Source organism: Dietzia sp. SYD-A1 (assembly GCF_015356725.1).
In the GTDB taxonomy this organism is placed as follows: Bacteria; Actinomycetota; Actinomycetes; order Mycobacteriales; family Mycobacteriaceae; genus Dietzia.
The window spans coordinates 14,022-28,409 of the sequence record NZ_JADDKI010000019.1 but is presented as its reverse complement, the minus strand read 5'-3'; the positions used below and the strand labels follow the sequence as shown (position 1 = coordinate 28,409).

The following is a 14,388-nucleotide window of genomic DNA, read 5'->3' as shown; positions in this document are numbered from 1 at the left end:
GCGCCAAGGAGGAGGCCGAGGCGCTGCTCACCGCGACCGGTGACGACGCACCGAGCAACGCGCTGGTGCGTGCCACCCTGCTGGGCGTCGACCTGCCGGGCCAGGAACACCTGCTCACCGGGCTGTGCGAGCGCTACCTGGACGATGTGACCGGGCTGTGGAAGGCGCGATCCGGCGACCTGGCCAAGACCGTCGCCGCCGGGCTGTTCCCCGCGTGGTCGGTGGACGCCGAGACCGTGGCCCGCTTCGACGCCGTGATCGCGGACGCCTCATACCCGGCCGGCCTGCGCAGGATCCTCGCCGAGCAGAACGCGGACCTCACCCGCGCTCTGAAGGCCCGCGCCGTGGATGCGGCGGCCGCCGGCTGAGTCGGACTCATCGAGAACGCGCCGGGCACCTGAGGGTTGACTCGAACGGACCCGTGAGAGAGGTACCCGCCGCGGAGAGGGCCGACCCCGGCGACCCCTCCACGTCGCCGCACCCTTCTCCGGTGTGGTCACCATCACCGTCGGAGTCGGCGACGAGATCGAACCCGGCGGCACCGTCGCCACCATCGAAGCCATGAAGATGGAGGCCGCGATCACGAGCCCCGGAGGCGGGACCGTCGACCGCATCGCCATCAACACGGTCGGGCAGGTCGAAGCCGGCGATCTGATAGTCGTGCTGACCTGACCGCACCGCCCGGTGCGGAACCGCAGCATTCCGGGTGTGTCCCCGGACATCACTTGACCTTTGCCACACCTTTGGATGATGATTTCGTCAGCAATGACGGAATCATCTCGCGCGGCGAACGCCGGTGCGAGTCGTGAGACCAGGACGGGCCGATGACGCTTCGACACTCTCTCCTCCGGACCGCCACCCACCGTGGGGCGCCGGTGGTCGACGTCGATCTGTACGGCGACGAGGTGATCGACAGACCGCACGAGGTGTACAGCAGAATCCGGGACGCGGGCCCCGTCGTCTGGCTCCCGCGTCATCGGATGTTCGCGATCGGCCGGTTCGACGACGTTCGGCTGGCCCTACGCGACGATGCGACCTTCCGCAGTGGCAGAGGCGTGGCCGCCAATCCGGTCGCCAACACTCTCGGGCACTACACCACGCTCGCGAGTGACGACGACACGCACATGACCCGTCGGATGATCCTCATGCAGTCTCTGACCTCGCGTGCGATACGTCCGTCGCTGCCCACAATGGAGCAGGAGGCCGCGGACACCGTCGACCGGCTGTTGGCACAGGATCACTTCGACGGCATCGCCGACTTCGCGACCCGCCTGCCGGTCCAGGCGGTCGCCGAACTGGTCGGGGTGAAGGTGACCCCGGAGCAGATGCTCAACTGGGGCCAGTCGACGTTCGACGGTCTCGGTTCAGCGAACCGGCGTGCGCGTGGTTCACTCCGCGGATCGCTCGGCCTGTTCCTCTACACGTTGGCGGTCGGCCGCCGGAACGTGACACCCGGCGGGTGGGCGTCGACGGTCCTCGATGCCGCTGACCGGGGAGAGATCGGCCGAGTCGAGGCCAAGAACATGATCATCGACTTCGTCGCACCGAGTCTGGACACCACGATCCTGTCGACCGGCCAACTCCTCTGGAGCCTGGGGACGACTCCCGGGCTGTGGGAACGGCTGCGGCGAGACCCGGACCTGATCCCGACAGCGGTGGTGGAAGCAGTGCGGATAGCCTCGCCGGTCCGGTCGTTCACCCGATCCGTCGCCGCGCAAACCGAGCTCGGTGGGGTCCAGCTGCGCCCGAGGGACCGTGTCGCGGTGGTGTTCGCCTCCGCCAACAGCGACGAGCGGCACTTCCACAACCCCGAGGAGTTCTCGCTGGAGTGGCGTGGGAGCAATGTCGGATGGGGGCACGGCGTGCACACCTGCGTCGGCATGCAACTGGCGAAGCTGGAGATGCAGACCTTGCTGCGGGCAATGGTCCCGCGCGTCTCGTCCATCGAGGTCAGCGAACCCGAACTGCTGCGCAACAACTGCCTTCAGGGCTTCGAGTCCTTCCGGGCCTCGTTCCGCTGAGTGAACGCCGTCCGCCTCAAGCGGGCGGTACATGACCATCCAAGGAGGACCCCGGTGGCCCATGTCATCACGCGGCCGTGCTGCAACGACGCGAGCTGCGTCACTGTCTGTCCGGTGAACTGCATTCATCCCACACCCGGAACACCCGACTTCACCCGGGCGGAGATGCTGCATATCGACCCCGACGCCTGCATCGACTGCGGGGCGTGCGTGGATGAGTGTCCGGTCGACGCCATCGTCCCGGACGACCTCCTGCCGCCGGACTCGGCCTTTCCGGAGATGAATGCCGACTACTTCCGGGGACGCGACATCGTCCGATCGTGGACCCCGCCTCGACCCGCACACGCCTCCGGGCCCGGCGCCCTGCGGGTGGCGGTCATCGGTGCCGGGCCGGCGGCCTTCTACACCTCGGGCGAACTGCTGCGTCACCGCGGCGTCACGGTCGACATGTTCGATCGCCTCCCCACCCCCTATGGTCTGGTGCGCGCCGGTGTCGCCCCGGATCACGCAGCGACCAAGGGCGTCGAGCGGACGTTCTCGGCGACCGCCTCTCGCGAGGCGTTCCGCTACTTCCTCAACGTCGAGGTGGGAGTCGATCTCACTCTCGACGAACTCCGCGCGAGGTATCACGCGGTGATCGTCGCCACCGGTGCGGCCGCTGACCGCGCGCTGTCCATCCCCGGCGAGGACCTACCCGGATCACTCGCCGCCACGGATTTCGTGGCCTGGTACAACGGCCACCCCGACCACGCCGACGACGCGATGGACCTGAGCGGCGAGTCCGTCGTGATCGTGGGTAACGGCAACGTGGCCCTCGATACGGCACGGATCCTCGTGACAGATCCCGACGAGCTGGCGCGCACCGATATCGCCGATCACGCACTCCGGGCCCTTCGTCAATCGCAGGTGCGACACGTGACCATCCTGGGCAGACGCGGCCCGGCACACGCCGCGTACACCAACTCCGAGTTCCAGGCATTCGCCTCCCTCTCCGGCGTGGACGTGATCGTGGACCCGGCTGACCTCGTTCTCGACCCCCGGACCCACCGGGACGAACAGGCGCGAACGCTGGACCCCACGACCGCCACCAAGTTGCGCCTCGCCCGCCGCTACGCGGCCCGAACCCCGACAGGCGCGGCTCGCTCGGTCGTGTTCCGTTATCTGTCCTCCCCCACCGCCATCCTCGGCGACCACGACGGCGTCTCGGGAGTGCGGGTCTCGCGCATGGCCTACAGGGCTGATGGCACCGGTCGCGTGCGCCCGACAGGCCCGGAGACGACAGCGCCCGCCTCCATGGTGATCCGGTCGATCGGGTATCGCGCAGACCCATTCCCCGGCCTCCCGTTCGACACCGGTGCCACCGTCATCCCCAACGAGGAGGGACGGGTGACCGAGAACGGATCCCCGATCGTCGGCGTCTACGTCGCTGGGTGGATCAAGCGCGGCGCCCGGGGCGGGATCGGCGCCAACAGGCGATGCGGTCTGGAGACCGCCGAGGCCGTTCTCGCCGACTGGACGCAGCACCGCCTGCCGGGTCCCGTGATCAGCGAGGACGACATCGACGCCGTGATCACCGAGCGGCGCGGCCACCGGATCGACGCAGCCGGGTGGGCCGCGATCGACGAGCACGAACGGGCAGCCGGACGCAGCGACGGCCGCCGCCGACGCAAACTGGTGTCGATCGACGAGATGGTGCGGGTCGCAGCGACCGCCACCTGACCCACCTCGTCACGCCACGCCCGGTCGAGTCGGTGAGATCAGTCCCAGGCCGGCAACGGAAGGGCGATGAGCGCCGCGGCCTCGTCCTCGCTCACACCCAGGGCGCGCAGGACGTGGGCGGTGACGGCGTCGGTCGTGGCCGCGTCGTCGCGTTCGGGCTGATCGTGCAGCAGCAACGCCAGCGTCAGCGCGGCCCCGGAGACGACGGTCAGGGCCACGTCGATGTCGGCGGCGACGAACCGCCGGGCGGCGACCGCGGCCTCGATATCGCGACGCGCGCGGGGAAGCAGGCCCGCGTCGGCGCTGGAGAGGACCGACAGACCGTGATTGACCACGACTCTGCTCAATTCTGGGTGCCTGCGATGCAGCCGACCGGTCAGGCGGAAGCTCTGGGTGAACGCCTGAGCCGGATCGTCCACCCCCTCGGTGAGACCATCCAGCAGATCGGCGTGGTCCTCGACAACGGCGAACACCGCCGCCTCGAACAACTCCTCCTTGGTCGAGAAGTGGTTGTAGAACGAGCCGTTGCCGACGTCGGCCATCGTGGTGATGTCGAGGACCGAGACCGCGGTCCGCCCCTGCGCCATGAGCTGCTGGGCGGCACCGATGAGGGACCGCCGGGTCTGGGCCTTGCGTCGCTGAGCGCGTGTGAGAGCACCCGGGTCGGCCTGAACCATCACACACTCCTTCCAGGCAGAGTCACATGGTCTCATACGCACCCGTGACGAATTCGTCAACGGACTTGACTGACGCGTGCGGCGTATATGACGATATCGTCAACCACAATGACGGGGAGGCGCGATGACGGTCAGCCACGACGTGCACGAGGGGCTGCACGCCGACGAGGGCGCGCTGCCCGGGGAGCACCCCGGACGCCGGCCGAACCCGGTGGTGAAGGTCCACGACATCGCGTGGCTGGAGTTCGACAAGCCCGATCTCACGCGTACCGCGGCGTTCGCGGTGGACTTCGGTTTCACCCCCACCTTCCAGACACCCGACGAGCTGCATCTCCGGGGCGCCCTGCCGGGTCCGCCCTGCGTCATCGTTCGCCGCGCCCCGCGCACCGCCTTCACCGCCGCGGCTTTCCGTGCGGCCGACTCCGCCGACGTCCACACTCTGGCCTCCGAGTGGGGACGGCCCGTGGAGTCTCTCGGCGACACCCTGGGAGGGCACGCGGTGACCACCCGGGATCCGAGCGGATGCCGCGTGCGGGTGGTCTCGGGAGTCACCGAATGGCCTGCGCTGCCCCTGCAGAGGGTGCGCAACCCGTTCAACTTCGAGGCCCACCGCACCCGGGTCAACAGCACTCAGCGGCCCCCGCGCGCACCGGCGCTCGTCGAGAGGCTCGGCCACGTGGTGCTCTCGTCGACGCGCTACCTGGCGTCACTCAACTGGTACCTGCACAACCTGGGGATGATCGTCAGCGACTTCCTCTACTACCCCGGACAGCGTGACCGCGGGCCCGTGATGAGCTTCATCCGGTGCGACCGTGGCGGCGAGGTGGCCGACCACCACACCCTGGCCCTGACACTCGGCCCCGCCGACCGCTACGTCCACTCGGCGTACCAGGTCTGTGATCTCGACGCTCTGGCCGCCGGGAGCGAGTACCTGCTGGACCGGGGATACGACCACTCGTGGGGACTGGGTAGACACATTCAGGGCAGCCAGCTCTTCGACTACTGGCGCGATCCGGACGGATTCCTGGTGGAGCACTTCACGGACGGGGACCACTTCGACAGCACTGTCGCCGCCGGGTGGGCCCCGATGACGGCCTCGGGCCTCAACCAGTGGGGCCCGCCGGCCACCGCAGACTTCCTGGGCATCAAGCCCGGCCGCGCCGCACTGCGCGAGTTCACCTCGATCCTCGCGTCACTGCGCGAGTCCGACAACGAGTTCGACGTCCAACGCCTCTTCGGCCTGATGAAAGTAGCCCGCACATGAGCTTGTCCGTCCTCCGTACCGCCGACGCGTGGTGGGTGCTGGTGCCCGCCGGCGCCCGTCGCGTCGACACCCGCGCGACCTCCACCGCCGAGCTGATCGCGGACCGCCAGGCCGTCGTCCGTGCGACGACCGACGACGGCGAGACCGTGGACCCGTCGAGTCTGGCCCTGCAGTCGCCGGTCACCGCGCCCTGCCGCGTGATCGCGCAGATGACCAACTACGTCTCACACGTCCGCGATTCCGGCATGAACCCCGACAAGGTTCCACTGACGTTCTTCCGCAAGGCCTCGGGCTCGATCGTCGGGCCGAACGACGACATCGTCAAACCCGCGCACGTCCGACTGTTGGACTACGAGGTCGAGATCGGGGTGGTCTTCGGTACCAGCCTGCCCGTCGGAACCACCATCGACGAGCAGACCCTCGCCGACGCCGTTGCCGGCCTCGTGATCACCAACGACGTCTCAGCGCGCGACGTTCAGCTGCCCAAGACGCAGTTCTACGAAGCGAAGTCCTACCCCGGCTTCACCCCGGTCGGCCCCGTCCTGGTGCTGCTGGAACCCGGCGAGTGGGAAAAGTTCTCCACGCTCACCCTCGAGCTGAGGGTGAACGGGGTGACACGTCAGAACAGCACCGTCGCCGACATGATCTACAGCCCACTGCAGGCAGTCCGGACCTTGAACAGATTCCAGCGCGTCGATGCCGGAGACCTGCTGCTGACCGGCACCCCCGGAGGAACCGCGCTCACCGCACCCGCGAAACCCATCGAGATGATCGGAGCGCTGCTCCCGCCGCACCTGAAGTGGAAGGCGTTCTTCAAGCGGCAGGCCGGCAACCCCAAGTACCTGCAGGACGGCGACATCGTGGAGACGTCGGTCCGTGCGGGCGACGGGACTCTCGACCTGGGCATGCAGCGCAACGTGGTGCGCTACGCATGATCACCCCCACCTCATCGGCGTCGTTGTGGCCGGCCTACGACACCCCCGAGGACGTCGCGGTGATCGAACAGACACCGCTCGACGCGCGCGGGTTGCCGGTATCGACATACGCGGTCCTCGCCCGCGCGGCCGAGCAATGGCCTGAACGCACCGCGCTGCGCGTCATGCCCGACGCGACCCGGTGGCAGCAGACCACCGACCGCACGTATGCCCAGTTGCTCGACGCCGTCGACAGACATGCCGCGGCCCTCCGCGCCGCGGGGGTCGGCAGTCAGGACGCGGTCACCCTGCTGGCGCCGAACTGTGTCGAACTGATCGAGGTGATCTTGGCGGCGCAGCGCGCAGGCGTTGCCGCTCCGATCAACCCGGCCATGAACGCCGACCACGTGGCCGAACTGATCGGCAGATCGGGCTCGCGGGTTCTCGTCGCCGCCGGGCAGGACCTCGACCCCGAGGTGTTCTCGCGGCTTGACGACATCCTGGCCAGCACGGTGATCGACACGGTGTTCCTCCTCCGCCCCACCGGGGCCGACTCCCTGCCCGAGGTACCCGATCTGGGCGACGTCACCGTCGCCTACCTCGATTCGGCCGAGGTCCCCCGCGTCGCGGTCGAGGAGGTTCGTGGTGCCGACGACCTCGCCGCACTGTTCCACACCGGCGGGACCACCGGCGTGCCCAAGCTGGCCGGTCACACGCATCGCAATGAGGTCTCCAACGCGTGGATGATCGCGGCGAACACCGTGCTCGACGAGGACTCCGTCGTCTTCGCGGCGCTACCGTTGTTTCACGTCAATGCGTTGATCGTCACCGTGCTCGCGCCGATGCTGCGCGGCCAGACCGTCGTGTGGGCGGGGCCTCTGGGGTACCGCGACCTCGCCCTGTACGGCGTGTTCTGGCACCTCGTCCAGGCCCACCGGATCTCCGGGATGAGTGCCGTTCCCACCGTCTACTCGGTGCTCGCGCAGTGTCCTGTCGACGCCGACATCTCCAGCCTCAGAGCGTGCCTCGTCGGGGCGTCGATGCTGCCATCCGCGGTGCGTGAAGGATTCGAGTCTCACACGGGAGTCCGCCTCCTCGAGGGCTATGGTCTCACCGAGGCGACCTGCGCCAGCGTGCGCAGCTTCTTCGACGGTCAGCCCGCCGGCTCGGTCGGGCAGCGCCTGCCGTATCAGCAGCTCCGCGCCGTCGACGAGGACTGGCAGGAGGTGCCCGCCGGTTCCGTCGGGCGGCTCGTCGTGTCGGGCCCCACCGTGTTCGCCGGCTACATCCGCCGTCGCGGCGAGGACGGGTTCGACCTCGATGACGGTGGGTCTGTTCGAGATGGGTGGCTGGATACCGGCGATCTGGGGTCTGTCGACGAACGCGGGTTCGTGACCCTCACCGGCCGCGCCAAGGACCTCATCATCCGCGGCGGGCACAACATCGATCCCCGCGCGATAGAGGACGCTCTTCGCGAGCATCCCGATGTCACCGACGCCGGGGTGGTCGGTCGTCCCGACGTGCACGCGGGCGAAGTACCCGTCGGTTACGTCACTATCCGGGACGGCGCCACGGTGACCGGCGCCGGCCTGCAGGCGTGGGTGAGCGACCGGGTGTCCGAGGCAGCAGCCGCCCCTCGAGAGGTGACCGTCATCGACTCGCTGCCGGTCACCGATGTCGGCAAGCCCTACAAGCTCGCACTGCGAGCCCTCGCCACCGAGACCGCGCTCAGCGCGGCACTCACCGAGGCCGGGGCACCCACGCCGGTGGACGCTCGGATCGTCGACGGTTCTGTCGTGGCCGTGGTCGAGCAGCCCGGAGACGTCGGCACGGCGACCCGCGTCCTCGACAGCTACGCGATCCACTGGACGTGGGCGCCGAGCGACGGGCGCACCCGCTCATGATCGATACCCACCCCCTCGCCGCGCGAGGGGTCGCGCTCGTGCTCACCGCCACCGGCACCGCGAAGGTCCTCGCCCTCGCTCCGATGAGGGAGCGAGCCAGTCACCTCGGGTTCTCCGGGCGGGCGTTCCGCGTCATCGGCGCCTGCGAGCTCGCCGGGGTGGCCGGGCTCCTGCTCTGCGAGGGCCACCCCCGTGTCGGGGCGGCGTCCGCGATCGCGGTCTGCTCGTTGATGGGTGGTGCCTGCTGGGCTCACCGGCGTGTCGGGGACAGCTGGTCGGCCACTGTCCCCGCCGCCGTCGTCGGCGCCGGCGCCGCGCACGCGGCCGTCGGCGCTCTGACCCGGATGGGCGTTCGATGAGCCACGGCACCGATCCTGTCCTCATCGTCGGCGCCGGACCGAGCGGACTCACCGCGGCGGCGCTGCTGGCCGACCTCGGGGTGCCGTCGATGCTCCTCGAGCGGTGGGAGGGCATCTTCCCGCAGCCGCGTGCGGTGCACCTCGACGACGAGGTGTACCGGATCATCGCCCGACTCGGGCTCGCCCCGGAGTTCGCGGAGATCTCCCGCCCCGCCCTGGGCCTGCGTCTGGTCACGTCCTCGTTGCGGGTCATCGCCGAGTTCCCCCGCGACCCGGGCGTGGGTCCGAACGGATTCCCGGCGGCGTCCATGTTCGACCAGCCGCGGCTCGAGGCACTCCTCCGCACCGCCGTGGCCCGGCGCGCGAACCTCATCACCCTGCGTTCCGGTGTCGAGGTGACCGGAATCGATCAGTCCGATACAGGTGTCACGGCCTCGGCGACCGATCGTGACACGGGTGAGCCGATCACGTTCCGGGGCAGCTACCTGCTCGGTTGCGACGGCGCCGGCAGCATCACCCGCGCGTCGATCTCAGCCGGGTGGCGGGACCTCGGATTCAGCCAGCGGTGGCTCGTCATCGATGTCGAGACGTCGGCCGATCTACGCCAGTGGGACGGGGTGGCGCAGGTGTGCGACACCCACAGAGCGGCCACCTACATGCGCATCGGCGAGACCCGCTACCGGTGGGAGTTCCAGCTGCTCGAGCACGAATCCGTCGAGGACTACCGCGACCTCGACGCGGTGGTGCCGTTGCTGCGGCCCTGGCTCACAGGCGTAGAGGCCGCAGACCTCGAGTTGGTCCGTTCAGCTGAGTACACCTTCCAGGCCCGCGTAGCCCGGAGATGGCGTGACCGCCGCGTCTTCCTTCTCGGCGACGCCGCGCATCTGACGCCACCGTTCATCGGCCAGGGAATGGGAGCGGGCCTGCGTGACGCCGCGAACCTCGCCTGGAAGCTCGCCGCCGTCCTGAAGGACGGAGCGTCGTCGTCGACCCTCGACTCCTATGAGCAGGAACGCATCCCGCACTGCACCGGACTCATCCGTCTCGCGATGGCCACTGGCGCCGCGATGACCGGCGGCGGTCACGGAGGTGATGTCCTTCGCCGCACGATCGCGCCCGTCCTCGCCGCGGTTCCGCGTCTGGCGAGAAGACTGACCGACAGTACGACTCCTGCCCTCCGGCCGTCCTACTACGTCAGGCGCGGGGCGCTGGGCTCCGTCGCTCCCCCGCGGATATCGGCCCCGAGCGCCTCTGGCCTGGCCGGCCACCTCGTGCCCAACGCCGTGGTGTCCGACGACGGAGGTCGCCTCGACGACCACACGACCGGTTTCCGGGTCCTCACCGTGGACACCCCCACCCCCGAGCAGGACTTCGAGATCACACGCCGGGGCGGGACCACCGTCGCCGTCGCGCTCGACAGTCCCCTCGGAGAGTGGTTGCGCGCCCACCGCGCCCGAGCAGCGGTCGTGCGCCCCGACGCGACGGTGATGGCGGCGGGACGCTCGATCGCGGAGGTGTACACGCTGCTCCCCGCGGCGGGCTCACAGCCTCGTGGTCGCGACGCTGCTTCCCGGGGCGCTCTGGCGGGCAGGGCCGACTGAGCCCCGAGGACACCCGCCCGCGCTGGTGGGCCTGCCGCCGACCGTCGTCAGGCTCTGGCCTCCCGGTCCGACGCGGCAGACCTCCCCTCGAGGAGCCGTCTCACGTGCGCCCCGACCTCCGCCGCCACCTCGGCCGCCGGTTGATCGCGCCCCGATCGAACCCATTCCGTGAGGTGCACCTGCACACTCGCGATCGTGAGGCCGGCAAGCACTCGGGCACCACCAGCGGCACTGTCCGGGGACACCATGGATGCGAGATCCGCGAGCGCCTCGAACCCCATCTCCCACGCCGCCTGCTGATTCCCACGTCCGACTCCGGCGGCGTGAGCAGTCGCCCAGCTGAAGCCTTCGTTGATGTGCAGATCCAGGAAACCGGGGTGCTCCGCGAAGAACGTGGCCACCGCGACCGCGGCGGCGACGAACTGCTCGACCGGCGAGTCGAGCCCGTCGATCGCTGACGTCGCCGATTCGACGAGCTCCGTCATGCGCACTGAGTTGAGCTCGTCCCAGATCTCATCCTTTCCGTCGAACGAGGCATAGACAGTGGCGAGGGAGACCTCCGCCGCCCGGGCGATGTCACTCATCTTGGTGTTGGCGAAGCCGACTTCCGCGAACCGCATCTCGGACGCGGCCATGATCTGCTGGCGATACATCTCTCGTCGGGCCTTGCGCAGGCTTCCGGACCCGGTCGGCGCGCGGTCAAGCGTCATTCCACTTCTCCATCCCTCGGACTGACTCACTGCAAGCTGTTGCCACCGACTGTACCTACTGTTATGTTTTCCAGAATCGTGATTCTGGTAGGAGTACCCAGGATTACCAGTTGCGGAAAGCGGAGGAATCGAACGTGACCACCAGAGCAGCGAACACTCAAGATCTGTCGCACGACTTCGGGCGCCCTTGGAGCACACGCCGCAAGGACATCTACATCTGGACCACGGTCGCAGCCCTCGTGATCTGTGTCGTGCCCTTCGCGGGAGTAGTCCTGCACTGGTGGGATGCGGAGCCAGCCGGCTTCATCGCGGCCGCGCTGATCTGCGGCCCGATCATCATCCCGATGGTGGTGGCGTGGTGGGACGATCCCGGCGAGACCAGGACCATGCTCGAGCGTTTCAACGAGTTCATGATCGTGTGGATCCCGATCACCGCGTCAAGTCAGGTCCTCTGGGAGATCACCTGGCTGATCGGAGACCTCCTCGGCCATATGAACCTCACCGCCGAGGACCGGTGGGGCTGGTTCTGGTACTTCTACGGAGCCGCCGACACCCGATACCTGATCAGCGACGCCGGCCTCTTCGGCATGGAGACCGTGGCGGCCATCGGCGGATGCATCCTGCTCTACAACTGGCTGCCGCTGCTGCGCACGAAGGACGATGACCGTCGACGCATCCGGATCCTGTGGTGGTGCTATTTCGCCTTCGCGATGATGACCGCGGTCATCATCATCTACTACGTCGCGGAAGCCCGGGACAGCTTCGCCAACATCGAACAGGGTTTCTGGGGCTTCGCCCTGAAGTTCGTCTTCATGAACATCCCCTGGATGGTGGCCCCCGTCGTCTCAATGCTGTTCATCCCCAAGATGATGGCAGTGCTGTACCAGCGCGTGTACACGGGATGGAGCAGCTTTCCGCAGCCGACCTCGTCGGACCCCGGGGCCCGCCAACCCAGTGCAGACGTCCATTGACATGGCCGGATTCGACGAATTGCCACACACCAGGGTCGGTGACCCCGGAGCGTGACACTCATATCCCGGAGGAGGTCCGGGCCCCAGAGCCCGGCGACTCGTGATCGTGCGGTGACGGAAGGCACCTCCCGCTCGACACGGTGCCGGCGTCTTTCCCATCGACGGTGGCCGCGACCTCAGCGGCCGGGCGGGACCTCAGAAGTACTGGGCGCCGCCGTCGATACTGATGTGCTCGGCGGTGATGAACTTCGACTCGTCCGAGGCGAGGAATGCCACGACGTTCGAGATCTCCTCGGGCTCGGCGTAGGTCTGCTCGAGGAATGTCGTGCCCATCAGGTTGAGCGGAGGGTTGGTCTCGCCCACGGCTTCCAGTTGGCTCACCATGCCCCCGCCGCCCATCGGGGTAGCCACCCCACCCGGGTGGATGCTGTTGACCCGTACGTTCTTGGGTCCGAGCTCCGCGGCGAAGGCGCGGGTCATGCCGACCAGGGCGTGCTTGGACGTGGTGTAGTGCACCATGAACGGCTGAATCTTCTTGCCCGCGTACGAGCTGGTGAGGATGACGGACCCGCCGCCTGCGGCGATCACGTGGTGGGCGGTGGCCATGATGGTGTTCCACACGCCGGTGGTGTTGATCTCGAGCGTCACCCCGAATGTCTCAGGGGTGATCGAATTCCACGCCTGCGGGATGCAGATGCCCGCGTTGGCCACCACCACATCCAGTCGTCCGAGTTCCGCCACGCCGTCGTCGACGATCCTCTTCATGCCGTCGAGATCGCGCACATCGCCGACCGACAGCAGCGCCCGGCGCCCCTGCGCCTCGACCAGACGGCGGGTCTCCTCGAGATCCTGCGGGGTGGCCTCGTCGTACGGGATCGCGTCGATGATCGGACCCGCGATATCCAGGCCGATGATGTCGGCGCCCTCTGAGGCGAGCCGAACCGCGTGCGTCCTGCCCTGGCCCCGAGCCACCCCGGTGATGAACGCGACCTTGCCCTCGAGACGTCCCGTCATGATCAGACTCCCTGTGTCGGTGTAACCCCACGGTATCCGCGACTATGCGCGCGGGTGGCGATTCGCCGTTCCGGCATGCGTGCGCGTGGGAATCACGGCGACCGTCGTCACACGGTTATCCGGAGCGAACGTAGCCGTCGGACCAACATGCTCGGTTGCCACGATGCGGTGTCCGTGTGGATGTGGAGGTCTGGCGCATGGTCGAGAAGCAGGTCGAGCGCCGCCCGGGATTCGAGGCGGGCGAGCGCGGCTCCCACGCAGAAGTGGATGCCGCGGCCGAAGCTCAGGTGCGAGGCGTCGTCGCGGGTGGGGTCGAAACGGTCGGGTTCGGCGAAGTGGTTCGGGTCACGGTTGGCGCTGCCCCACAGGAGGAACAGGTGTGCGCCCGCCCTTATCGTGACCCCTCCGAGCTCGGTGTCCCTGACCACGTGTCGGTAGTGGCCCACGAAGGGTGCGTCCAGGCGGAGAACCTCCTCGGTGAACGCGTCGCGCGAGGCAGGGTCGGACCTCAGACGCTCGAGATGTTCAGGGTGCTGTCCGAGGCGCGAGGCCAGTGACCCCAGGTGGCCTACGGTCGATTCGATTCCCGCCACGATGAGCTGGAGCAGGACCTGGATCGCGACGTCGTGCGGGAGGCTGCCGTCCTCGACCAGGCGCGCGAGGTCGCCGATCACCGCGCCGGGGCGAGCGCCGCGCGCCCGATGCAGTTCGTCATCGAGGAATGCCATGAACTGCCCCACGACGCCGACCGCCGAGTCGAGCTCTTCCCGGGCCACCACCCCGTCGAGGATCGCGGTGCTCGCGAACGCCCAGTCCAGTAGGTCATCGCTGAGTTCCCGACGGACCCCGATGAGTTCGGCGATGACCGCCGCCGGAAGTCGTTCGGCGACGTCGCTCACCCAATCGATGCCGTTGTCGTAGCGCTCGGTCCACAGCCGACGGAGGGTGGAGGTGACAAAAGGGGCCCACGAGCGAAGCGTCCGTGGTGTCAGAGACGGCAGAACGAGCGTGCGGTGGATCCGGTGCACCTCACCGTCCGCGGTGGCCAGGGCGTGCACAGGAGATCCCAGCTCGGCGACGGGAAACTCAGAGATCTCTCCGGACTCGTCGATCACCATCGTGGCGGTGAGGTTGGACGAGAAGTCCTCGGCCCGGGCCGCGACCTCGGCGACCAGGTCCCACGATCGCACCACGTGAAAACTCGACCCGCCGAGGCGCTCGATGGCCGGCCCGG

The 14,388-nt window shown here is 68.4% G+C and carries 12 protein-coding genes and 2 pseudogenes; 10 read left to right on the top strand and 4 right to left on the bottom strand.

Annotated elements, in window-relative coordinates; all coding sequences use genetic code 11:
- The 4 genes and pseudogenes from IY392_RS01080 to IY392_RS01065 all read left to right on the top strand — a co-directional run.
- A pseudogene (locus tag IY392_RS01080) lies at positions 1-368 on the top strand (aminopeptidase N); the annotation flags it as partial.
- A 59-nt stretch (positions 369-427) separates the two neighbouring features.
- Positions 428-672, top strand: a pseudogene (locus tag IY392_RS19055) (biotin/lipoyl-containing protein); the annotation flags it as partial.
- Between the two features lie 152 nt (positions 673-824).
- Positions 825-2,021 (top strand): cytochrome P450, encoded by a 1,197-nt coding sequence (locus tag IY392_RS01070; protein WP_107756072.1) that lies wholly within the window; start codon positions 825-827, stop codon positions 2,019-2,021.
- A 54-nt stretch (positions 2,022-2,075) separates the two neighbouring features.
- On the top strand, positions 2,076-3,740 hold the full coding sequence (locus tag IY392_RS01065; RefSeq protein ID WP_194860299.1) for an FAD-dependent oxidoreductase: 1,665 nt from the start codon (positions 2,076-2,078) through the stop codon (positions 3,738-3,740).
- Between the two features lie 38 nt (positions 3,741-3,778).
- On the opposite strand, the gene IY392_RS01060 is transcribed toward IY392_RS01065, so the two are convergent.
- Positions 3,779-4,417, bottom strand: a complete 639-nt coding sequence (locus IY392_RS01060) for a TetR/AcrR family transcriptional regulator (protein WP_194860298.1) — start codon at positions 4,415-4,417, stop codon at positions 3,779-3,781.
- Between the two features lie 124 nt (positions 4,418-4,541).
- On the opposite strand from IY392_RS01060, the gene IY392_RS01055 reads away from it, so the two are divergent.
- From IY392_RS01055 to IY392_RS01035, 5 genes are read left to right on the top strand one after another with little or no spacing between them, the layout of a single operon-like run.
- Entirely contained in the window at positions 4,542-5,681 is a 1,140-nt protein-coding gene (locus IY392_RS01055; RefSeq protein WP_194860297.1) for a VOC family protein, read from the top strand.
- Positions 5,678-6,616, top strand: a complete 939-nt coding sequence (locus tag IY392_RS01050) for a fumarylacetoacetate hydrolase family protein (RefSeq protein ID WP_107756068.1) — start codon at positions 5,678-5,680, stop codon at positions 6,614-6,616. The genes IY392_RS01055 and IY392_RS01050 overlap by 4 nt, the downstream gene beginning before the upstream one ends.
- Positions 6,613-8,499, top strand: a complete 1,887-nt coding sequence (locus IY392_RS01045) for an acyl-CoA synthetase (RefSeq protein WP_194860296.1) — start codon at positions 6,613-6,615, stop codon at positions 8,497-8,499. Before IY392_RS01050 ends, IY392_RS01045 begins: the two co-directional genes overlap by 4 nt.
- The gene (locus IY392_RS01040) at positions 8,496-8,858 is read left to right on the top strand and encodes a DoxX family protein (protein WP_194860295.1); all 363 of its coding nucleotides are present in this window, start codon (positions 8,496-8,498) and stop codon (positions 8,856-8,858) included. The genes IY392_RS01045 and IY392_RS01040 overlap by 4 nt, the downstream gene beginning before the upstream one ends.
- The gene (locus tag IY392_RS01035) at positions 8,855-10,459 is read left to right on the top strand and encodes a bifunctional 3-(3-hydroxy-phenyl)propionate/3-hydroxycinnamic acid hydroxylase (RefSeq protein WP_194860294.1); all 1,605 of its coding nucleotides are present in this window, start codon (positions 8,855-8,857) and stop codon (positions 10,457-10,459) included. Before IY392_RS01040 ends, IY392_RS01035 begins: the two co-directional genes overlap by 4 nt.
- 47 nt (positions 10,460-10,506) lie before the next feature.
- Here IY392_RS01035 and IY392_RS01030 read toward each other — a convergent pair whose 3' ends face one another.
- A complete protein-coding gene (locus IY392_RS01030; RefSeq protein ID WP_194860293.1) occupies positions 10,507-11,169 on the bottom strand; it encodes a TetR/AcrR family transcriptional regulator in 663 nt (220 codons plus the stop codon).
- 134 nt (positions 11,170-11,303) lie between these two features.
- On the opposite strand from IY392_RS01030, the gene IY392_RS01025 reads away from it, so the two are divergent.
- Positions 11,304-12,140 (top strand): Emopamil-binding protein, encoded by an 837-nt coding sequence (locus IY392_RS01025; protein ID WP_194860292.1) that lies wholly within the window; start codon positions 11,304-11,306, stop codon positions 12,138-12,140.
- A 195-nt stretch (positions 12,141-12,335) separates the two neighbouring features.
- Here the strand turns inward: IY392_RS01025 and IY392_RS01020 are convergent, their stop codons facing one another.
- Both IY392_RS01020 and IY392_RS01015 read right to left on the bottom strand, forming a co-directional pair.
- Positions 12,336-13,154: a mycofactocin-coupled SDR family oxidoreductase gene (locus IY392_RS01020; protein WP_194860291.1), complete on the bottom strand. Its 819-nt coding sequence runs from the start codon at positions 13,152-13,154 to the stop codon at positions 12,336-12,338.
- Between the two features lie 107 nt (positions 13,155-13,261).
- Positions 13,262-14,347, bottom strand: coding sequence for a cytochrome P450 (locus IY392_RS01015; protein WP_309233967.1), 1,086 nt, complete (start codon positions 14,345-14,347; stop codon positions 13,262-13,264).
- Positions 14,348-14,388 lie beyond the last annotated feature (41 nt).

Bases quoted from the DNA above. Each gene is read 5' to 3' on its own strand.
- IY392_RS01050 (WP_107756068.1), top strand. From the start codon at position 5,678: ATGAGCTTGTCCGTCCTCCGTACCGCCGACGCGTGGTGGGTGCTGGTG.
- IY392_RS01035 (WP_194860294.1), top strand. From the start codon at position 8,855: ATGAGCCACGGCACCGATCCTGTCCTCATCGTCGGCGCCGGACCGAGC.
- IY392_RS01060 (WP_194860298.1), bottom strand. From the start codon at position 4,417: ATGGTTCAGGCCGACCCGGGTGCTCTCACACGCGCTCAGCGACGCAAG.
- IY392_RS01020 (WP_194860291.1), bottom strand. From the start codon at position 13,154: ATGACGGGACGTCTCGAGGGCAAGGTCGCGTTCATCACCGGGGTGGCT.
- IY392_RS01040 (WP_194860295.1), top strand. From the start codon at position 8,496: ATGATCGATACCCACCCCCTCGCCGCGCGAGGGGTCGCGCTCGTGCTC.
- IY392_RS01070 (WP_107756072.1), top strand. From the start codon at position 825: ATGACGCTTCGACACTCTCTCCTCCGGACCGCCACCCACCGTGGGGCG.
- IY392_RS01030 (WP_194860293.1), bottom strand. From the start codon at position 11,169: ATGACGCTTGACCGCGCGCCGACCGGGTCCGGAAGCCTGCGCAAGGCC.
- IY392_RS01055 (WP_194860297.1), top strand. From the start codon at position 4,542: ATGACGGTCAGCCACGACGTGCACGAGGGGCTGCACGCCGACGAGGGC.
- IY392_RS01045 (WP_194860296.1), top strand. From the start codon at position 6,613: ATGATCACCCCCACCTCATCGGCGTCGTTGTGGCCGGCCTACGACACC.